Annotated in this window: 19 protein-coding genes and 1 riboswitch; of the genes, 3 read left to right on the plus strand and 16 right to left on the minus strand. The window is 62.3% G+C overall.

What is annotated here, in order from left to right; all coding sequences use genetic code 11:
• Positions 1 to 23: 23 nt before the first annotated feature.
• Positions 24 to 235: riboswitch (cobalamin riboswitch) on the minus strand.
• A gap of 168 nt (positions 236 to 403) precedes the next feature.
• Both AB7951_RS14590 and AB7951_RS14595 read right to left on the minus strand, forming a co-directional pair.
• Positions 404 to 1,807: a peptidoglycan DD-metalloendopeptidase family protein gene (locus AB7951_RS14590; protein ID WP_439061513.1), complete on the minus strand. Its 1,404-nt coding sequence runs from the start codon at positions 1,805 to 1,807 to the stop codon at positions 404 to 406.
• 107 nt (positions 1,808 to 1,914) lie between these two features.
• Positions 1,915 to 2,565 carry a protein-L-isoaspartate(D-aspartate) O-methyltransferase gene (locus tag AB7951_RS14595; protein WP_439061512.1) on the minus strand — a complete coding sequence of 217 codons (651 nt, stop codon included), beginning with the start codon at positions 2,563 to 2,565 and terminating at the stop codon, positions 1,915 to 1,917.
• Between the two features lie 292 nt (positions 2,566 to 2,857).
• On the opposite strand from AB7951_RS14595, the gene AB7951_RS14600 reads away from it, so the two are divergent.
• A complete protein-coding gene (locus tag AB7951_RS14600; RefSeq protein WP_120289904.1) occupies positions 2,858 to 3,235 on the plus strand; it encodes a response regulator in 378 nt (125 codons plus the stop codon).
• Positions 3,236 to 3,262: 27 nt separating this feature from the next.
• Here AB7951_RS14600 and surE read toward each other — a convergent pair whose 3' ends face one another.
• Positions 3,263 to 4,030 carry a 5'/3'-nucleotidase SurE gene (gene surE, locus AB7951_RS14605; RefSeq protein WP_089264478.1) on the minus strand — a complete coding sequence of 256 codons (768 nt, stop codon included), beginning with the start codon at positions 4,028 to 4,030 and terminating at the stop codon, positions 3,263 to 3,265.
• A 255-nt stretch (positions 4,031 to 4,285) separates the two neighbouring features.
• Between surE and AB7951_RS14610 the strand changes: the two genes are divergently transcribed.
• Positions 4,286 to 4,789 (plus strand): hypothetical protein, encoded by a 504-nt coding sequence (locus AB7951_RS14610; RefSeq protein ID WP_147421641.1) that lies wholly within the window; start codon positions 4,286 to 4,288, stop codon positions 4,787 to 4,789.
• A gap of 21 nt (positions 4,790 to 4,810) precedes the next feature.
• Here the strand turns inward: AB7951_RS14610 and serS are convergent, their stop codons facing one another.
• The 11 genes from serS to AB7951_RS14665 all read right to left on the minus strand — a co-directional run bounded on the left by serS (position 4,811) and on the right by AB7951_RS14665 (position 16,135).
• On the minus strand, positions 4,811 to 6,115 hold the full coding sequence (gene serS, locus AB7951_RS14615) for a serine--tRNA ligase (RefSeq protein WP_120289908.1): 1,305 nt from the start codon (positions 6,113 to 6,115) through the stop codon (positions 4,811 to 4,813).
• Positions 6,116 to 6,193: 78 nt separating this feature from the next.
• Positions 6,194 to 6,484, minus strand: a complete 291-nt coding sequence (locus AB7951_RS14620) for a hypothetical protein (protein WP_089264720.1) — start codon at positions 6,482 to 6,484, stop codon at positions 6,194 to 6,196.
• A 76-nt stretch (positions 6,485 to 6,560) separates the two neighbouring features.
• On the minus strand, positions 6,561 to 7,376 hold the full coding sequence (tatC, locus tag AB7951_RS14625) for a twin-arginine translocase subunit TatC (RefSeq protein ID WP_089264481.1): 816 nt from the start codon (positions 7,374 to 7,376) through the stop codon (positions 6,561 to 6,563).
• Positions 7,373 to 7,897, minus strand: a complete 525-nt coding sequence (tatB, locus tag AB7951_RS14630; RefSeq protein ID WP_120289910.1) for a Sec-independent protein translocase protein TatB — start codon at positions 7,895 to 7,897, stop codon at positions 7,373 to 7,375. Before tatB ends, tatC begins: the two co-directional genes overlap by 4 nt.
• An 85-nt stretch (positions 7,898 to 7,982) precedes the next feature.
• Complete coding sequence (locus AB7951_RS14635) at positions 7,983 to 8,222, minus strand: twin-arginine translocase TatA/TatE family subunit (protein ID WP_068730798.1); 240 nt, start codon at positions 8,220 to 8,222, stop codon at positions 7,983 to 7,985.
• 141 nt (positions 8,223 to 8,363) lie between these two features.
• On the minus strand, positions 8,364 to 9,461 hold the full coding sequence (gene scpB / locus AB7951_RS14640; protein ID WP_120289912.1) for an SMC-Scp complex subunit ScpB: 1,098 nt from the start codon (positions 9,459 to 9,461) through the stop codon (positions 8,364 to 8,366).
• Between the two features lie 21 nt (positions 9,462 to 9,482).
• Positions 9,483 to 10,310 (minus strand): segregation and condensation protein A, encoded by an 828-nt coding sequence (locus AB7951_RS14645; RefSeq protein WP_120289914.1) that lies wholly within the window; start codon positions 10,308 to 10,310, stop codon positions 9,483 to 9,485.
• Positions 10,307 to 11,332: a beta-N-acetylhexosaminidase gene (gene nagZ / locus AB7951_RS14650; protein WP_120289916.1), complete on the minus strand. Its 1,026-nt coding sequence runs from the start codon at positions 11,330 to 11,332 to the stop codon at positions 10,307 to 10,309. Before nagZ ends, AB7951_RS14645 begins: the two co-directional genes overlap by 4 nt.
• A gap of 46 nt (positions 11,333 to 11,378) precedes the next feature.
• Positions 11,379 to 12,863 carry an SPOR domain-containing protein gene (locus AB7951_RS14655; protein ID WP_120289918.1) on the minus strand — a complete coding sequence of 495 codons (1,485 nt, stop codon included), beginning with the start codon at positions 12,861 to 12,863 and terminating at the stop codon, positions 11,379 to 11,381.
• Between the two features lie 105 nt (positions 12,864 to 12,968).
• Positions 12,969 to 14,762 (minus strand): arginine--tRNA ligase, encoded by a 1,794-nt coding sequence (gene argS, locus AB7951_RS14660; protein WP_120289920.1) that lies wholly within the window; start codon positions 14,760 to 14,762, stop codon positions 12,969 to 12,971.
• Positions 14,763 to 14,920: 158 nt separating this feature from the next.
• A complete protein-coding gene (locus AB7951_RS14665) occupies positions 14,921 to 16,135 on the minus strand; it encodes a deoxyguanosinetriphosphate triphosphohydrolase (RefSeq protein WP_120289922.1) in 1,215 nt (404 codons plus the stop codon).
• A gap of 100 nt (positions 16,136 to 16,235) precedes the next feature.
• Here AB7951_RS14665 and erpA point away from each other — a divergent pair, with 100 nt between their 5' ends.
• Positions 16,236 to 16,583, plus strand: coding sequence for an iron-sulfur cluster insertion protein ErpA (gene erpA / locus AB7951_RS14670; protein WP_120289924.1), 348 nt, complete (start codon positions 16,236 to 16,238; stop codon positions 16,581 to 16,583).
• Positions 16,584 to 16,609: 26 nt separating this feature from the next.
• Here the strand turns inward: erpA and AB7951_RS14675 are convergent, their stop codons facing one another.
• Together AB7951_RS14675 and AB7951_RS14680 are read right to left on the minus strand one after the other, a co-directional pair.
• Positions 16,610 to 17,452, minus strand: coding sequence for an amidohydrolase family protein (locus tag AB7951_RS14675; RefSeq protein WP_120290347.1), 843 nt, complete (start codon positions 17,450 to 17,452; stop codon positions 16,610 to 16,612).
• Between the two features lie 10 nt (positions 17,453 to 17,462).
• Entirely contained in the window at positions 17,463 to 20,591 is a 3,129-nt protein-coding gene (locus tag AB7951_RS14680; protein ID WP_092142516.1) for an efflux RND transporter permease subunit, read from the minus strand.
• Positions 20,592 to 20,594: the final 3 nt, after the last annotated feature.

Here is a 20,594-nt window from a genome sequence, read left to right on the forward strand (position 1 = left end):
ACCACCGGGACACCCCGCCCGAGGACGTTTATGTTGTCGAGGCAGGTCTCCTGGCTTGCGGGTCAATGCTGCCGTCCGGCCTTCCCAAAACCTTTGCGGGTCTCAGTGACTTTAATGGACAGCGGCTCACCGCTTACAGTTGCGGGGGCAGCTCCGGCCTTGGCTTAACGCCTCACCGGCTTCCCTCTTAGCTTCGGGCAAACCTTCCCGAAGAACCACGACATGTCCACATATGGGCAACATCGCGCGGCAGTCAACCGAGCTTGCGCGCGCAAGCTGCCCACTCGCAGCAGCGCGTTGAAGACTCCGGAGCTGGAGTGGGCCGTAGCCCCGAGATCAAACGCATCAAGCCCGGCACGAGGCCGGGCTTGCTTAAATGCGAACTACACTTCGTGGACTGCGCTTACGCCCCGTTGAGGAACTGCAGCGGATCGACCGGCGACGAGCCCTTGCGGATCTCGAAGTGAAGCTGCGGCGAAGTAACCTCACCGGACTGGCCGGACTTGCCGATCACCTGACCGCGCTTGATGGTCTCGCCACGCTTCACCATCAGCTCACTCGCATGGGCATATGCGGTGACGTAGCCGTTGGAGTGACGAACGAGGACCAGATTGCCGTAACCCTTCAGCTCGTTGCCGGAATAGGCAACGACGCCATCTTCGGCAGCCTTGATCGGCGTGCCTTCCGGCACGGCGACGTTGATGCCGTCGTTGGACTTGCCATTGGTCTTGGCGCCGTAGCCTGTGACCACGCGGCCGCGCACCGGCCAACGGAACGTCGGCAAAGCGCCGGTTGCGTCAGCGGCTTTAGTCGGCGATTCCGGCGTGGTTTCTTCAGGCGTCGTCGTGGCACTTGCCAGGCGGGCCTTCTGTGCGGGTTCGGCAGACGCAACACGGGCCACGGCAGCGGACGTGACCGCGCCAGCCGGAGCGGCCGTCACGGCTGCGACGGGCGCAGCGAGCGGCGCGGCTACAGGAGCTGCGTTGGCCGTACGCGCACCGGGTACCGTGATCTTGGAGCCGAGCTTCAATTGGGCAGTCGGCGCCAGACCATTGGCGCGCGCGAGTTCGGCGACCGACACGTTGTTCCGACGCGAGATGCTCATCAGCGTATCGCCGCGATTGACGAAATGCGTGGTCGATGTGCCGACGGCAGGTTTGCTCGGAGCAGCAGCAACGGCCGGAGTTGCCGCGGCGCCCTGACGCGGAATGATCAGCGACTGGCCGGGCGACAGCGCGCGCGGCCCCTTGTAGCCATTGGCCTGCAGGATCGCAGCCGACGAGACGTTGTAGCGTTTCGCCAGACCATCGAGCGTATCGCTGGTGCCGACGATGATCGAGGTGCCGCCATCACGGGCAAGGCCGTTGGTCGCTGCAACCGAGCGCGGTGCCGTGGAGCCGGTGGTTTCGATCGGCGCACGTGCGGGCGGCGGCGTATACATACCGTTGCCGCCCCCGCTGACGGGAGCAGCCGATGCAACCGGACGGGCTGTCGGATAGGACTGCGGCGCCGAGATCGGCGGCGGCAAAGGCTGGGATTGATACTGCGGCTGCGGATTATAGGCCGGACGCTGATACTGCGGCAGTTCCTGGCGCTCGACCGGCGCACGTGGTGCCCGCTGCGGCACAGAGCCGGTGGTTTCGCCCTGCCAGCCAAAGCCACGGGACTGCCCCGAGTCAAAACTTGGATTCTGAGATAGGCGTGTCTGCATGTCGGCGCTGCAGCCGGCAAAACCGATAGACATCAGCGCCAGCACCGCGACCTGCGGAGCGCGACGCGAGTAAAGCAACTCGACAACGCTGGACATTGGTTACTCACTCATACGCAACAAACAACTGAATTGAGTAAACACCGTCTCCGTTACCAAGCCTTTAACCTTGCGACCAACACGTGACAGTCGTTCACGAACTTTTTTCAGAGTTCGCGCGCGATGCCCGGCAGCGCTGGCACAAAACGCACGTCCACCAGCTCCTTTCGCTCCAATCCATCCCCGGTTTTGCGGATCCGGACCAGGGTCTGGACGCCATTGTGAGGACCAACCGGCGCAATCAGAATACCGTCCTCCTCAAGTCGGTCGGTCAGCGCCGCGGGCACCTCCTCCACAGCGGCGGTCACGACGATCCGGTCAAACGATCCCAAATTGGCAGCCGGGTTGAGGCCGTCGCCGAGCATGACCTCGATATTGTGGAGGCCGAGTGCCTCCAACCGGGTCCGGGCGGCATCGGCCAGCGTGCGATAACGCTCAATGCTGAGCACGTCCCGGACGAGCTTTGACAGGATCGCGGCCTGGTAGCCCGATCCCGTGCCGACCTCGAGCACACGGTGACCAGCATTCAATTGCAGTTGTTCGGTCATATAGGCCACCACGAAGGGCTGGCTGATGGTCTGACCGCAGGCAATGGCCAAGGCCGTATCCCGCCAGGCATGGGCGCGATCGTTCGGCTCGACGAAGCAATCACGCGGAATATCCTCCATTGCGCGCAGCACCAGCCGATCGCTGATCCCACGGCGCCGCAGACCAAGCTGAAAGGTCATCTGTTCAGGCGGCTGTCCGACGGTAATCATGGAAATGCCTCACGCAGCACAGGTTAGAAACACTCTCGATCTAGCAAAGATAGATTGATGTATTTCTGCGATCGGAACCGGGATAGCCTAACGACAACTTTTATTGTTCCGCGCGCGGAACCAGCAACATACCAGCCTGTTATGGGCGGGGCGCTGAAATCCTGATCTTGCTCTATCTGGTACCGAACACGCGACATGCGTCTTTGGGTCACGAAAATGGCAATGCGTCGAGATTGCGTTCAACCCGGGAATTTGCGATTTTGTTCAGAGGATTGGGGCAAGGAAACCGGCCATGACTGCAACGAACCCGCCGGGCGGCTCCGTCTTCCTGGTCGAAGACGAGGTCATGATCCGCATGATGGTCGCCGATATGCTCGAGGAACTCGGCTATAGCGTAGCCGCCGAAGCCGGTGACATCAACGAAGCGATCAAGCTGGCTGGGTCTGCCAAGTTCGACATTGCGATCCTCGACGTCAACGTCAACGGCAAGGTGATTTCGCCGGTCGCGGAAGTGATCGCATCGCGCAACCGCCCGTTCATCTTCGCGACTGGCTACGGCGCGCAAGGCCTGCCGGAAGAATTTCGTGACCGCCCGACGCTGCAGAAGCCGTTCCAGATGGAAACGCTGGCGCAGGTGCTGTCAACGACGCTCAAGGGCGTCGCGGTCTAGGCGAGCCCACTCGCCTATTTCCAACTCTCAGCCAAGCGCCTTGGTCAGCGCTTCGGAGAATACATCATCCGTGCGATCGAGACGCAGCGGCGTGACCGAGACATAGCGCGCAGCAAGCGCTGCGAGATCGGTACCCTCCAGCGGGGCTTCCGCGGCGACGATGCGCTCGAAACCGATCCAGAAATACGGATTGTTGCGGCCATCGCGCCGCTCATCGACGCGCAGAAAGCCCTGATTGCGCTTGCCCTGCCGGGTGACAACGACACCTTTCACCTCGTCGGCCGCGCAGGCCGGGAAGTTGACGTTGATGACGGTGTTCTTCGGCACGCTCGCCTTGATGACCTTACGCAGCACGTCAGGTCCGAATTTCAGCGCGGTCTCCCATTGCGGATTGTGACGCGTTTCCATCGAGAATTCCTGGCTCAACGCCACCGACGGGATGCCGAGAATGGTGCCCTCGAGCGCTCCAGCAATGGTACCGGAATAGACCACGTCCTCGGCGACGTTCCGGCCCTTGTTGACGCCGGACAATACGAGATCCGGCTGCTTGTCTTTCAGGATATGACGCGCGCCCATGATGACGCAGTCGGTCGGCGTGCCGCGCACGGCATAATGCCGGGGGCCGACTTCGCGCAGCCGCAACGGATCGTTCAGCGACAATGAATGCGACACACCGGACTGATCGAGCTCGGGCGCCACCACCCAGACATCATCGGACAATTCCTTGGCGATCTGCTCGATGATCTTCAGGCCGGGGGCGTGAATGCCGTCGTCATTGGTGCAGAGAATGCGCATTCGTGAGGTGCCTTTTCGATCGGGAGGGCCGCTGGCCGGCATCGGTTTTTGCCAGCATGTGCCCGCTTTTGCCACCCCCATTTTGGGCGCTGCTCGTGCGCTACCGGGGCTGTCTCGAAGGCGATTTTTCCCGCGAGCCGGAACATTTCGGCGTCGCCGCGATTTCTTATCTAGGTAGGTGAGTGCCAATTGCGTCTGAAGCATGCGCGCTCGACCCGGATGGCCTTGGTCGCAGCGCCCCACAGGGCGACGGAGATGGCGAAACAGCTCGAACGGGTGTTGATCATCGCATTGCCGGCAATGGCGGTTGTCGCCCTGACGGGGTGGCTGCTGCTTCCCAGATTGGCCGAGACCAAGCCCGATCTCACCCTCAATACGGCGGTAGTGGCAACTATGCCCGACGAGTTGAGTGAGGAGGACTTTGCCAAACCCACGTCTTCACAACTCGTCAGCGTCCCCGACGCCGCGGAGCTCACCCGTCTCAGCCTCTCCCGCCAATCGTTTCGCCGCGGCGGTCTCGGTTCCAGGGCGCTGATGACCTTCACCGTGCGCAACGCCAACGACTATCCGGTCAAGGACCTCGAAATCGCCTGTGCCTTCCGCAGCCGGGATGGACGTTATGTGACGGAGCGTCGCCGCGTCATCGCGGAGACCGTCAGCACGAAAAGCCGCAAGGCGTTTCCGATGACGCATATGGGCTTTGTCAACATAAAAGCCGAAAAAGCCAAATGCGCGCTGGTCACAGCCAGCCGCGCCTGAGCGGCTGGCGCGCGACGACGCCTAGCCGGCCTGGACGACTTTAAGCCCGCCCATATAAGGCTGCAGCACATCCGGCACGGCAATCGAGCCATCTTCCTGCTGATAGTTTTCCATCACGGCGATCAGCGCGCGACCGACGGCGGTGCCCGAACCATTCAGAGTGTGCACGAAGCGCGGTTTGCCATCCGGCCCGCGCGAGCGCGCATCCATGCGACGCGCCTGGAAATCGCCGCAGACCGAACAGGACGAAATCTCGCGGTAAGCACCGCCGTCGCCCTGGCCCGGCATCCAGACCTCGATGTCGTAGGTCTTCTGCGCAGCAAAACCCATGTCGCCAGTACACAGCGTCATCACGCGGTAATGCAGGCCAAGCCGGCGCAGCACTTCCTCGGCGCAGGACAGCATGCGCTCATGCTCGTTCTTGCTTTCCTCAGGCGTGGTGATCGAGACCAGTTCGACCTTAGTGAACTGATGCTGGCGGATCATGCCCCGCGTATCACGGCCGGCAGCACCAGCCTCGGCACGGAAGCACGGTGTCAGCGCCGTCATGCGCAGCGGCAGTTCTTTTTCGTCGAGGATGGATTCACGGACGAGGTTGGTGAGCGGGACTTCAGCAGTCGGGATCAGCCAGTAACCTTGCCCTTCGCTACCGATCGCTCCGGCAGCGAACTGATCGTCGCGAAACTTCGGCAGCTGCGCGGTGCCAAACATCGCATCATCGCGCACCAAGAGCGGTGGATTCACTTCCGTGTAGCCATGCTCATTCGTATGCAGATCGAGCATGAACTGCCCGATGGCACGCTCGAGACGGGCGAGCCCCTTTTTCAATACGACGAAGCGCGCCCCCGACAGTTTCGCAGCGGCTTCGAAATCCATGAAGCCCATGGCTTCGCCGATATCGTAATGAGCTTTCGGCGTGAACGCGTAGTTGCGCCTGGCGCCGAAGTGATGACGCTCAATATTGCCGTGTTCGTCGACACCCTCAGGCACTTCGTCGAGTGGCAGATTCGGGATTTCGGCAAGCGCGACCTTAAGCTTATCCTCGGCGTCCTTTACCGCGGCTTCCATCGCCGGCATCGTCGTCTTGAGTTCGGTGACCTCAGCCATCAGCGCATTGGCGCGCACCTCGTCCTTGGTCTTCTTGGCCTCGCCGATTTCCTTCGAGGCCGCGTTGCGACGAGCCTGCGCCTGCTCGGACGCAAGGATCGCGGTCCGACGTGCTTCATCGATCGCCAGCAGCGATACCGACAGCGGCGCCAATCCCCGCCGCTTCAGCGCAGCGTCGAAAGCTTCGGGATTGTCGCGGATCGATTTGATGTCGTGCATGGCGGGATTCCTGAGCGAAAGCGGCTCTGAGTACCCCGAATAGCTGACATTTGGAACATGAAATGGGCCAGCGGCCCGTTAATGCATGCGCTGGAGAGCCGCCAATATACCGATGCCAACCGCGACGATGCCGCCAAGACGTAACGTCATCTGCAGTGAAGATTTCTCGATAGCGGCCTGCAAATCATTCCGTGTGGCAAGCAATCTAGACTCCAGGTCCAACTTCACTCCAAGCAAGTCAGATTTCGTCACTAGCTCGGTCATGATGAAATCCCGTGCCGCTTCAGCGTGTGCCTCGGCCTGCTTATCCGCGATCCCCGCTTCGCGGAGACGCTTCGAATAGCCGAGTGTATCAAATGCAAAGGCCACAATCACCTCCCCAGCCCAAGACCAAACACAACCCAAAGTAGATTGCCGAGGTTGTGATTGCAAGGAGGCGACGCCCCTACTCCGCCGGCGTCACGTCCGTGCCGGTCCCCGCCGCAGCCTTGGCAGCAGCGGCCTTGGCGGCGTTCTTCTCGACCATGCTGACCGCGATAATCGAACCTTCGTAGAGGATCAGCAGCGGGATCGCGAGGGAGGCCTGGCTGATCACATCGGGCGGCGTCAGCACGGCCGCGATAACGAAAGCGATGACGATGAAGTAGCGGCGCTTTTCGCGCAGCTGCTTCGAGGTGAGGATGCCGATGCGGCCAAGCAGTGTCAGGATGACGGGGAGCTGGAAGGCGATTCCGAAGGCGAAGATCAGCGACATCATCAGTGAGAGATATTCGCCTACCTTGGGCAGCAGCGCGATCTGCGCGGTATCGGAGCTTCCGGTCTGCTGCATGCCCAGCGAGAACCGGATCAGCATCGGCAGCACGAGGAAATAGACCAGCAGCGAGCCCAGCGCGAAGAAGAACGGCGTCGCGATCAGGTAAGGCAGAAACGCGCCCTTCTCGTGCTTGTAGAGGCCGGGCGCCACGAACATGTAGATCTGCGCGGCAATTACCGGAAACGAGATGAAGCCGGCGCCAAACATCGCCAACTTGAGTTGGGTCAGAAAGTACTCCAGCAACGCGGTGTAGATGAACTTCGAATTCTCTGGGCCGGCGACCCAGACGAACGGCCAGACCAGGACGTTGTAGATCTGCTTGGCGAAGAAGAAGCAGAAGATGAAGGCCACGGCAAATGCGAGCAGCGCTTTGATCAGCCGCGACCGCAGCTCGATCAGGTGATCCATCAAGGGAGCCTTGGAGGCTTCGATATCTTCGGCACTCATGACGCTTTGGCGTCCTTCAGAACATCGGGACTGGCCGCGTCGGGGGCTGCTGCGCCATCATGGGCGGCAGCGGGAGTTTCGACCGGCGACGGCTGCACTTCCCGGGTAATGGCCAGGGGTTCGTTCACTGCAGCAGTTTCCTGCGCATGCGTCTCGGCCTCAACGAAGGTCTCGGGTGTCGGCGGCTCGGGCGTGGTGGGCACGGCCGGAGGCGTGTCGAGATTGTCAGCCTTGTCGATGGCCATGGCGTCACTGACGTCCTTGGTCAGCGAGGTCATGATGTTGTTGGTGGTGAAGCCGGAAGCGACATCCTTCACGTCGTCGAAGGCCTTTTTGACGTCGGCCATTTCGGCTTCGCGCATCGCCTCGTTGAACTGGCCCTGGAATTCTGAGGCCATCTTGCGGGCCTTGCCCATCCACTGCCCGACCATGCGCAGCACGCCGGGCAATTCCTTCGGGCCGATGGCAATCAGCGCGACGACCGCGATGACGACCAGTTCACTCCACCCGATGTCGAACATGAAAAAATCCGCTCACGCGGGGCTGGATGTGCCCGCGTCTCCTTCAATGGCCGCCGCGATCCCCAAGGACAATCCCTTCGGAACCTCAGACAACCTTGCTGCCGACGTCCGTACGGTTGGCGGTCGGCGCCGGCGGGGTCTGGTCGATGGTGCGAACCGGCTCGGTCGGCTTGTCTGCCGGCTTGTCGTCGTCCGCCATGCCCTTCTTGAAGGCTTTGATGCCCTGCGCAACGTCGCCCATCAGGTCGGAAATCTTGCCGCGCCCGAACAACAGCAGGACCACTCCGATCACGACGATCCAGTGCCAAATGCTGAGTGAACCCATCCTGCTAACCCTCCAAACACGCGGCCAGTCGCCCGGCCTGATCTGACCGGAACGTAGGCTGCGGGGGTGTCAAAAACAAGGACTTAACCCTCGTGGAATCGCGGATGTCGCGGCGCAATGCCGCGAGCGTTAATGCCGCGATCAGTGCTTGCGGTCGTTGTCCCGGTCGGTTGCGTCCGGCTCAGCGTCATCCGGCTCATCTTCGTCCTGATCGTCCTCGTCGAGCTCGTCGTCTTCCGCGTCGTCGGAATCGTCGTCGAGTTCGGCCGTTTCGGGCTCAGCGGTCTCGTCTTCATCCGACTCGGGCTCTGCGACTTCAGCCGCTTCGGCCTCGCCTTGCTCGGGCTCGATCACGTCGAGATCGCGCGCTTCAAGTTCCGCGACCTCGGCCGCTTCGCTCTCTGGCTCCACGACATCTGTCGTTTCAGTGAATTCGGCCTTGGCCTCGGCAAATGCCTGGGCCTCACCAGCATATCCGACAGTCCCGGCTTCGGGTTCCTTGAGCTGCAGTTCGGGGAATTCCGGATCGGGTGCCGACAGCGCCAGTTCCAGTTCGCCGCCCTCCAGCGGATCCTCGTCCTCGCGGAGCGTTGGATCGTCGGACGGATTGGGCACGCTGAAGCCGGACGGCAGCCGCGAATCCAAGAGGCCAGTGCCCTTGAGTTCCTCAAGACCCGGCAGATCGCCGAGCGCCTCCAGGCTGAACTGCGACAGGAAGCTCTCGGTGGTGCCGAAAGTCAGCGGACGGCCCGGCGTCTTGCGACGGCCGCGCGGCTTGATCCAGCCGGTTTCCAGCAGCACGTCGAGCGTGCCCTTGGAGGTGATGACGCCGCGAATGTCTTCGATTTCGGCGCGGGTCACCGGCTGGTGATAGGCAACGATGGCGAGCACTTCGATCGCCGCACGCGACAGCTTGCGGGTTTCGGTGGTCTCGCGGGTCATCAGCCAGGACAGATCACCGGCGGTGCGGAACGTCCATTTGTTGGCGACACGGACCAGATTGACGCCACGCATGGCGTAATCGGCCTGCAACTGCGCCAGTGCCGCCTTGATATCGACGCCATCCGGCATGCGCTTGGCCAGCGCGGATTGGTCGAGAGGCTCGGTGGATGCGAACAACAGCGCTTCGAGCAGGCGCAATTCTTCTGGGCGCGCCTCCGACTGGACCTCGGATTGTCCCTCGGACTGCACGATCTGATCCTCGACATCGTCGATGCGTTTCTCGGCGAGGCTTGCCATGTCTGGATCTCCTTCTTCCACTTACTCGGCCGGAACTTCCGGCTCCACCTGCACAGGCTGGACGATGTGCTTGCGGAAATACAAAGGCGCGAATGCTTCTTTCTGGCTGAGGTCGAGCGTGCCCTCACGGACCAGTTCAAGCGCAGCTGCAAAACTCGAGGCCATCACCGTCGCGCGCTGCGCGGGGTCGGCGACATAGGCCAGCAGATATTCGTCGAGGCGGCTCCAGTCCTCGGCCATGCCGACCAACCGTTCCAGCGAGGCGCGCGCTTCGCTCAGCGACCAGACGGTGCGCTTAGCGAGATGGACGCGCGTCAGCACGCGAGCCTGGCGCTGGGTCGCATAGGCCGACAGCAGATCGTAAAGCGTGGCCGTGAAGCGCGGATGCTTCACCTCGGCGATCGACTCGGGAACGCCGCGCGGAAAGATGTCGCGGTTGAGCTGCGGCCGGGTCATCAGCCTGTTCGAGGCTTCGCGGATGGCCTCAAGGCGGCGCAGCCGGTTGGCCAGCGCGGTCGCCATATCCTCGGCGCTCGGGCCTTCGCCCGGCACGGTCGTATCCGGTAGCAGCAGGCGCGACTTCAGGAATGCCAGCCACGCCGCCATCACCAGATAGTCGGCCGCCAGTTCCAGACGGATCTTCCGCGCGGCTTCGATGAACAGCAGATACTGGTCAGCCAGCGCGAGGATCGAAATCTTGTGCAGGTCGACCTTCTGTTGCCGCGCGAGCGCGAGCAGCAGGTCGAGCGGGCCTTCGTAACCTTCGACGTCGACGACCAGCGACGGCTCGTCGTCGGGAACGACCTCGGCCGGCAGTCCGGTCTCAAACGACAAAATCTCAGCGCTCATGCACTTGCTCCTGCTCGAGCGATCAAGGCGTCCAGTTCCGCGCGTCCGGCGGCGCGGTCGAACGCCTGCGGCTGGCGGCGGGCGGCGACCGCCGCCCTGGCACGCTCGAGCGCCTTCCCGGCCAGAACCGGGGTCTCGCTCACGACGTCGCGCATCTCGTCCAGTTTGCCGTTGCAATGCAGGACCATGTCGCACCCGGCGCTGACGATCGCGCGCGTACGTTCCGCGATCGATCCCGCCAGAGCATTCATGGACACGTCATCACTCATCAACAAACCCTGGAACCCGATACTGCCGCGAATCACCTGTTCGATGATTGTCGCAGAAGTCGTGGCCGGTTGGGTGGCGTCTAGCGCGCTAAACACAACATGTGCAGTCATCGCCATCGGCAGATCTGCCAGCGGACGAAATGCTTCGAAATCAGAAGCTTCGAGCTCACTCTTCGTGTTGTCTACGATCGGCAATTTGAAATGGGTATCGGCGGTGGCCCGGCCATGGCCGGGAATGTGTTTGAGCACAGGTAGAATGCCACCCTGCGACAGCCCTTCGGTCACCGCGCGGGCGATGGTCGCGACCTTGCCTGGCGTGGTGCCGTAGGCGCGATTGCCGATCACGGCATCAGCGCCCTCCACTGGGACGTCCGCCAACGGCAGGCAGTCCACGGTGATGCCGAGGTCCACAAGGTCACTCGCAATGAGCCGTGAACTGAGCCAGGCAGCCCTGAGGCCTGCTTCCGGGTCCGCGTCATAGAGCGTGCCGAACACAGCACCGGGCGGATAGACCGGCCAGTGCGGCGGTCCCAGACGCTGCACACGCCCGCCTTCTTGGTCGATCAGGACCGGCGCATCGAGATCACCGGTCGCGCCGCGTAAATCTTCTACAAGTCGAGCGACTTGGGCGGGATTATCAATATTACGCTTGAAGAGAATGAAGCCCCACGGCCGTTCTGCGCGCAAAAATGCGCGCTCTTCAGCGGTCAGCTCCAGCCCAGATACACCGGTGATGAATGCGCGTGTGCTCATGGGGCCGATTAGCCCCCATCAACGCCCAGGGTCAAGGAAACGGCCGTTAATTCCTTTGGACGACGCACTGTCCGCCGGCAGATTTCAGGTTCCCGCAGACCTGCGAGGCTTCTTCCTGCGAGCCGAACGGTCCGACCATGGCCCGATAATAGGTCCCCTTGTCGCCAAGGTCGGCCTTCTTGATCAACGGCGCACGCGATCCCAGCACCGAGGGGAACTTGGTCTGCAGGGCGCGGAACGACGCCTGCGCATCACCCTCCGACCGCTGGGACGATACCTGGACCACATAGCCGCCGCCGGAGGCGACCGGGGCCGCCTGCTGGGTCGGGTTGGTCGAGGCCATACGTGAGGGCGCCGGTGGAGCGGCTGCAGCCGGAGGCGCAGCCTGCGGCGACAGTGACATCGGGGCATTGGCTGATGCGTTGGCATTGGTCGCGCGCGGTGCCGCAGCGGGCGCGGCTGCAGGAACCGCTGCCGGAGCGGCGATGCGGGCCGGCGCCTGACGCGCGGCCGGTGTGGCTCCGGCGTCGGACTGGTCACCCTTGACGGCAAAAGTACGGATCTTGCGAGGCTCATCGCCCTGCATCGCGCCATTGCCCACCATCGGCTTGTTGGATGGCGAGACGCTGGCTGTCGATGGCGGGTTGGCGTTCTGGTTCAGCGGCGGGAATACCACGCGCGGACCAGCCTTGGTGGCATCCTGCACGTTGACGGGCTGCTCTTCGCGCGACACCAACCGCTCGGGGGCTGCGCCGCCGAGACGATCTTGAATCGGCTTGCCGTCGGCCGCGGCTGTCGCCGACGGCGGGACGATCTTGTTCGGACCGGGCTCGGCCTTGATCACCGGCGGTTCGCCGGTGCGCGCCGATCCCATAAATGTACGATAGGCGAAGGCAGCACCGGTACCCACTACGGCCAGCGCCAGCACGATGGCGACGGTCGCCATGCCACCGCGGCGCTTCGGCGCCTCTTCCTGCTCGGCATAACCGTCCTGATAGGCGTAGGGATCATCCTGATACTGATCGTCCTGCGGATGCTGGGCCTGTGCGCCATCGGCGTGGCCATACAGCGCATCGTCATAACGATTGGGATCATGCGGCGCGTGAGCCTGGTCGTACTGGCCCTGATAGTCCTGCGCCTGATGATCCGTATGCGCGGCAAATGCCGGCGCCTGATGATAATCGGCCTCCGGCTGCAGATGCTGCGGCTCCTGATGCTGAGCGCCGTAACGCTGCACCGGATGAAGATTCTCGAATTCCTGCTGCTGCGGCTCATGGGCTACCGCACGCTGCATCCACGGCGGCGGGCCGGGCTGCGCGGGTTCTTCCTCATATTCCGGCTCGTCCTGATAGGCCGGTTCAGCCTGGCGCGGCGCGGGCGCCGGGCGGCTGTTGCTCGCAAACGGGTCGGTCTGCCCGATCAGCCGCGCGAGCTCGGCGAGCGGATCGCCCTCGCCCTTCGTCCGCGATTGAGCGTCGCGGCCATAATCGTCATCCGCTGGGAAAGGTCGGTTCTGGTATCGATTAGCCATTGTGATGTCGCATCCCCTTCGGGAAAGCCGCCAACCCGCTTTTCAAACGAAACAGCTGCTATCAAGAACCACCCACAGATCCCCATGTGAGCGGCCGTCCCCTGTCTACCGCATCTCGTCCGGTGCGGTGACGCCGAGAACGGCGAGGCCCGAAGCCAAGACTGAGACGACGCTCTGGACGAGTGCCAATCGCGCTTTGGTAAGTTCTGCATCATTAGTGATAATGAAGCGTAAATGAGGCATATCCCGTCCGCGCGTCCAGAGCGCATGAAATTCGCTGGCGAGATCATACAGATAGAAAGCGATGCGGTGCGGCTCGTGCGCTGTGGCCGCAGATTCTATCATCCGTGGGTACAATGCTAACTGCCGCATCAGGCCCAACTCGGCGATATCGTCGAGCCGCTCCATCACCGCGTCTTTCAGATAGGCAATGCGCGCCTCGGTTTCCAGAGGCAGGTCGGCCAGCATCTCCCGCGCATTGCGGAAGATCGAATGGCCACGGGCATGGCCGTACTGGACATAGAAAACCGGATTGTCCTTGGACTGCTCGATCACCTTGGCGAGGTCAAAATCCAGCACCGCGTCGTTCTTCCGGAACAGCATCATGAAGCGCACGGCGTCGGAGCCGACCTCGTCGACCACTTCGCGCAGGGTGACGAAATCGCCGGAGCGCTTCGACATCTTCACCGGCTCGCCATTGCGCAACAGCTTCACAAGCTGCACGATCTTGACGTCGAGTTCGGCCTTCCCTGCCGTTACCGCCTTGATCGCCGCCTGCACACGCTTGATGTAGCCGCCGTGATCGGCGCCCCAGACGTCGACCATGTTGAGGAAGCCGCGGTCGAACTTGGTCTTGTGATAGGCGATATCGGACGCAAAATACGTGTAGCCGCCGTCCGACTTCAGCAGCGGGCGATCGACGTCGTCACCATAGGCGGTGGCGCGGAACAGGGTTTGCTCGCGGTCTTCGTAGTCGTCGATCGGTTTCCCCTTCGGCGGCGGCAGCCGGCCGATATAGACGTCACCCTTGCCGCGCAGGAATTCGATCGTTGCGCCGACCATGTCGGTACCGCCATCGATCAGCGAACGCTCGGAGAAGAACACTTCGTGGGAGATGTTCAGTGCGGCGAGATCGCCCTTGATCATCTCCATCATCATGGAAATGGCCTTGGCGCGCGTGATCGGCAGCCACTTGTCCTCGGGCATCTGGTTCAGCGCAGCACCGTACTCAGCCACGAGCGCCTGCCCCACCGGCACCAGATAGTCGCCGGGATACAAGCCTTCCGGAATATCGCCGATGGCTTCGCCGAGCGCCTCGCGGTAACGCAAATGCGCGGAGCGCGCGAGTACGTCGACCTGCGCACCGGCGTCGTTGATGTAGTATTCGCGGGTAACGTCATAACCGGCGCAATCGAGCAGACTCGCCAGCGCATCGCCGAATACGGCGCCGCGGCAATGCCCAACATGCATCGGTCCCGTCGGATTGGCCGAGACGTATTCGACATTCACCTTCTCACCGGCTCCGACCGCGCTCCGGCCATACGAGGCACCGTCGCGCAACACCGCGCGCAGCGCATCGGCCCAGGCAGACGACTTCAGCGTGAGATTGATGAAGCCGGGTCCGGCGACATCCACCGACGTCACCAGATCGTCATCGCGCAGCTTCGCAGCGATAGCGTCAGCCAGATCACGCGGCTTGGCTTTCGCCTCTTTCGCCAGCACCATCGCGGCATTGCTCGCCATGTCGCCATGGGATGCATCCTTGGTCGGCTCGACGACGACGCGCGACAGATCGATGCCTGCGGGCAGCACGCCTTCGCCGACGAGGGCGTTGCAGATCGCATGAACACGCGCGAGCACGTTGGCGAACAGATGCGGGGTCGGAACAGTCGAGGCCATGGCGATACGGGAACCAGCTTGCGCCGGAGGATTCCGGCAGGATTGCATCAGGATGGAATAGCGGTTTCGGGGGCGTTCCGCCAATTCTTTGACGGCCGATCCGCCAAGTGGGCAAGGATCGAAATCTGCAGCTCCGAAAGGCACTTAGAGGCTTTCGCCTAACGCAATTCGGGGGTCGAGTCAAAGAGCCGGATATGTTCGGTGATGGCAAAACGGTCGGTCATCCCGGCAATGAAATTGCCGATCCGGCGCGCCTGTTCGCCCTCCGATTCCGGCTCGGCGCCTTCAGGGGGCAGCCATTCGGGCGGTAGATCCTCGGGCGCGCGCTGATAGCGTGCGAACAGGTCGGTAACCAGACATTCCGCCTCGACCATCACCCGCATGACACGCTCATGGCGATACATGTGCTGCCAGAGGAAGGCCTTGATCCCAGCCTCGGCTTCTGCCGCGTCAGCACGAAACGCGACGAGCTTGCGCCCGCAGCGGCGAATGTCCTCCGCGGACTTCGGCAGCACCGCGCCGAGTCGTTGCTCCGTCTCACCGACGACTGCGCCAATCAGATAGGAAATCAACTCGCGCACCAGTTCGGCGCCGCGGCGGCTCTCGTCGAGACCGGGATAGCGCCCATCGATCTCTGTGATCATGCCTTGCGTCAGCGGCATCGCTTTGAGGTCATCGACGGTGAACAGCCCTGCGCGCAGTCCGTCATCGATGTCATGAGCGTTGTAAGCGATATCATCGGCAATCGCCGCGACCTGAGCTTCCAGCGAAGCGAAGCTCGACAGCTCCAGATCAAAGGTGCGGTCATATTCGCTGATCCCGAACGGCACGCCATGGGTGGCATAACGTCCCACAGGGGCGCCTAACGCGTCCGTCAGCGGCCCGTTGTGCTTAACGATGCCTTCGAGGGTTTCCCAGGTCAGATTGAGGCCATCGAATTCCGGATAGCGATGCTCAAGTGACGTGACGAGGCGCAAGGTCTGTGCGTTGTGATCGAAGCCGCCATGGGCCTCGAGACAGGCATCCAGCGCCCGCTCGCCGGCATGGCCGAACGGCGGATGGCCGATGTCATGGGCCAGCGCCAGGGTCTCGGTCAGGTCTTCGTCGAGGCCCAGTTGCCGGGCTACGGCGCGGGCGATCTGCGCCACTTCCAACGTGTGGGTGAGACGGGTGCGGTAATGATCGCCTTCGTGGAACACAAAGACCTGGGTCTTGTGCTTGAGGCGCCGAAACGCGGTCGAATGGATGACCCGGTCGCAATCCCGGCGAAACGCGCTGCGGGTCCGGCTCGGAGCCTCGGAAAACAGCCGTCCGCGGCTGCGATCAGGGTCGCAGGCATAGGGTGCGCGGGGAGCAGCCATTCCGACCGACACGGCGTGTTTATCCTTGATCCAATTGATTCCTGAGCCTGCCGCACTTAACTATGGGGAGCGGCAGATTCAAATGGTTCGAATCCTGCCCGGAGAGCCAGATATGACCGACACTGCAGTCACCGAGGCCCCCCTCACCGTCAGCGCGCGTGCTGCGCGCCGGATCGGCGAGATCCTCAAGACCGAAGGCGACGGCGCCATGCTCCGCGTGTCGGTCGAAGGCGGCGGCTGCTCCGGCTTCCAGTACAAGTTCGACGTCGAGCGCGCCAAGGCGGACGACGACATCCTGATCGAACGTGACAGCGCCGTGGTGCTGGTCGACCCCTCCTCAGCACCGTTCCTGGCCGGCTCCGAACTCGACTTCGTCGATGACCTGATCGGCGCCTCGTTCCGCGTCGTCAATCCGAACGCGACGGCGTCCTGCGGCTGCGGGACCAGCTTCTCGATCTGACCTCTATTCGGCTCTTTTAGATCGGTCTATTTCTCGGCGAACAGCGCCCGCGCATTGCCGTGCGCGATCTGTTTAGCGACCGCCGGCGGCAGTTGCGCCAGCCATGCGCGATAGCCATCCATGATATCGCCATAGCTCGCCCAGCGTTCCGGCACCCAGGTGTCGGAGCCCAGCAGGAAGCGATCGGGGTAGCGCTCGAACAGCACGCGCCATTGCGGCGTCAGTTTGCCTGATCCGTCCACGATGCCGCTGCGGTAAGACAATTCACCCCACAGTTTCGGGTATTTTACCAGCATCGCTGCGACACGGTCCGGCGCGAGGCTGAAGCCGGTATGTGCCCAGATAATCTGCGCACGCGGATTGTGCCGCATCAGAATCTCGACCGCTTCGTCGTCGGCATGGGCGTGCAAATAGAGATTGTTGGCGACGGCAAAGTCGACGGTCTTCTTGACCATCTCGGTATCGGCCGCCTTGCCGGTCAGATGGAATTCGCCGACACCGCGATAGTAGCCGCGCTTGAACTCCTCCTGCACGAGATCGAAGATTACGGGATCGTTGAACCAGCTGCCGATATCGGCGCGCACGCGATACGGCCGGATGAACGGCACGACCTGCAGATCGCCTGCCTTGCCACTGGCCTTACCGTCCATCAGCACATGGGTGCCGGTGTTCGGGCGGCTGGTGGCGAGAATCCCGGTGACGCGGTTCTTCCTGAAAACCTCCAGCACTTCGTCGGGCTGGTAATACGGCTTCGGCTCCCAGTTATAATGCATATGGGCGTCGAAGATTTCGATCCGATCGTCGGCACGTACCGGCACGACAACAAGTGCGGCCAGCAAAGCGGCCGCAGTAAGCGTTCTCACCAGCATCGAAGACACCCTATTCCGCCGCCACGACGCGCGGACGATCGTCGTGATCTTCTTCGTCGAGCTGCGGCTGCAGCTTGCGCTTCAGCTTGCGGTCGATGCGGTCGAGATAGATGTAGATGACCGGCGTGATGAACAGCGTCAGCAATTGCGAGACACACAGACCGCCGACCACCGCGACGCCAAGTGGCTGACGCAATTCGGCGCCGGCACCGGCACCGAGCGCGATCGGCAGCGTGCCGAAGATGGCCGCAAAGGTGGTCATCATGATGGGGCGGAAACGCAGCAGCGCGGCTTCGCGGATCGCGTGTTCGGCCGAGAGGCCGACGCGGCGACGCTCGAGCGCGAAGTCCACCATCATGATGGCGTTCTTCTTGACGATGCCGACCAGCATCACAATGCCGATCATGGCGATGACGGACATTTCCATCTTGAACAGCATCAAGGTCAGGATCGCGCCGATGCCCGCCGACGGGAGGCCGGAGATGATCGTGATCGGATGGATGAAGCTCTCATAGAGGATGCCGAGGATCACGAAGGCCGCGAACACGGCGGCGAGGATCAGTACGCCCTGCCCGCGCAACGAATCCTGGAACACCTGCGCCGTGCCAGAGAAGCCCGTGGCGATGGTCACCGGCAGTTTGGAATCCGCCTCGATTTGCGTGATCTGGTCGACCGCATAACCCAGCGAATAGCCGGGCACCAGATTGAACGAGATCGTCACAGCCGGCTGCTGACCCTGATGGTTGATCTGCAGCGGCCCGACCGTTGGCACCAGACGCGCGACCGCACTCAGCGGAATGGTCTGGTTGTTCGATGTCTTCATATAGAGCTTGGAGAGATCGCTCGGATCGATCCGGAACTGCGGCTGCGCTTCCAGGATGATCTGATAATCGTTGGTCGGCATGTAGATCGTGCCGACCTGACGCGAGCCGAACGCATTATAGAGCTGGTTACGAACCTGATCGACGGTGACGCCGTAGACCGCCGCCTTTTCGCGGTCGATATCGACGGTCATTTGCGGGTTCTTGATGTAGAGGTCGGTGGTCACATCGAGCAGGCCCGGCACCTTGGCGATGCGGTCGCGCATCTCCGGCGACACGCGATACAGCGTGTCGGTGTCGCTGCCCTGAAGCACGTATTGATACTGGCTCTTCGACGGCCGGCCGCCGATGTTCAGATTCTGGATGCTCTGGAAGAAGGCCTGCAAGCCAGGAACGGCCAACGACTTCTGGCGCAGCCGCGTCATCACCACCTGTGCGGGATCACGATCCTGGCGCGGTTTCAGCGCAACGAACAGACGACCGTAATTCGCCGTCGCATTCGGACCGCCGGAGCCCACGGTGCTGTTGATGTATTCGACGGCAGGATCGGATTTCAGCAGATCAGCAAGCGCCTGCTGCCGCGCACTCATCGCTTCGAAGGACGTATCGGTTGCGGCTTCGGTCGTACCGGTCAGGAACCCGGTATCCTCCTGCGGGAAGAAGCCCTTTGGTACGATGTTGTAGAGATAAACGGTGCCGCCGAGGGTCGCGAGTGTCACCACCAGCATGATGCCCTTGTGTGCCAGTACGCGATCGAGCGCCCATTCGTAACCGCGCAGCCAGGCCGCAAATATGCGCTCGAAACCGCGCAGGATGAAATTTTCCTTGTGCTCGGGATTGTGCGCCTTGAGCACGCGCGCGCAGAGCATAGGCGTCAGCGTCAGCGACACGAAACCGGAGACGATGATCGCCACCGCGATCGTCACCGCGAATTCACGGAACACGCGGCCGACAATGCCGCCCATCAGCAGCACGGGAATGAACACCGCGATCAGCGAGAAGGTGATCGAGACGATGGTGAAACCGATTTCGCGCGCGCCCTTCAGGGCCGCATCGAACGGCTTCATGCCGAGTTCGATGTGCCGGACGATATTCTCCAGCATGACGATGGCGTCGTCGACCACGAAGCCCACGGAAAGGGTCAACGCCAGCAGCGTCATGTTGTTGATGGAGTAGTCCAGCATATACATCGCGGCGCATGTGCCGAAGATCGAGATCGGCACCGCCAGTGCGGGGATCAAGGTCGCGGAGGCTGAGCGCAGGAACAGGAAGATCACGAAGATCACCAGCACCACGGCGATCAGCAATGTCTCCTCGACGTCGGCGACGGCTTCGCGGACCGAGATCGAGCGGTCCATCATCATATTGACTTCGACCGATGGCGGCAATTGCGCACGCAGCGACGGCAACTTGGCGCGGACGCCGTCGACCACAGCGACCGTGTTGGCGTCGGGTTGCTTCTGGATCGCCAGCACGATGGCGCGCTCGCCATTCAACCATGTCGCGACCTTGTCGTTTTCGACGGCGTCATAGATCTTGGCGACTTCGTTCAGCTTGACCGGCGAGCCATTGCGCCAGGCGACAACGACCTGGCCATAGTCGGCGGCCTTGGACATCTGTCCGGATGCCTGCAACGAGATGTCCTGCTTCGGTCCGTTCAGAGTTCCGACCGGCGTCGAAGAGTTCGCGCGTGACACCGCCGTGCGGATATCTTCAAGCGACAACCCACGAGCCGCCGCAGCTTCGGGATCGGCCTGCACGCGAATGGCGAATTTCTGCGTACCATAGATCAGCACCTGCGCCACGCCGGGGATCTGCGACAGCGCCTGTCCGATGGTGATATCGCCGAATTCATTGACGGCCGAGAGCGGCAGCGTCGATGAACTCAGCGCAATGAACAGCACCGGAAAGTCGCCGGGATTCACCTTGCGGAAGCTCGGCGGGATCGTCATTTCGATCGGCAACCGGCGCTGTGCGATCGTCAGCGCGGTCTGCACGTCCAGCGCCGCCGCATCGATATTGCGGTTAAGATCGAACTGAATGATGATCTGGGTCGTTCCCTGCGACGAGCTCGACGACATCGAAGAGATACCAGCGATGGTCGAGAGCTGACGCTCGATGATGCCGGCGACCGAGGCCGCCATCGTGTCGGCGCTGGCGCCTGGCAGGGTCGCCGTTACCGCGATGGTCGGAAAGTCCACTTTCGGAAGCGCCGACACCGGCAGCAGCCGGAAACCGAAAATGCCAAACGCGATGATCGTCGCCGTGATGAGCGTGGTCATCACAGGGCGACGGATGCAGAGCTCCGAGAGGGTCATGTT

Origin of the sequence: Tardiphaga sp. 285_C5_N1_2 (genome assembly GCF_052076065.1) — a bacterium.
Taxonomy (GTDB): Bacteria; Pseudomonadota; Alphaproteobacteria; order Rhizobiales; family Xanthobacteraceae; genus Tardiphaga; species Tardiphaga robiniae.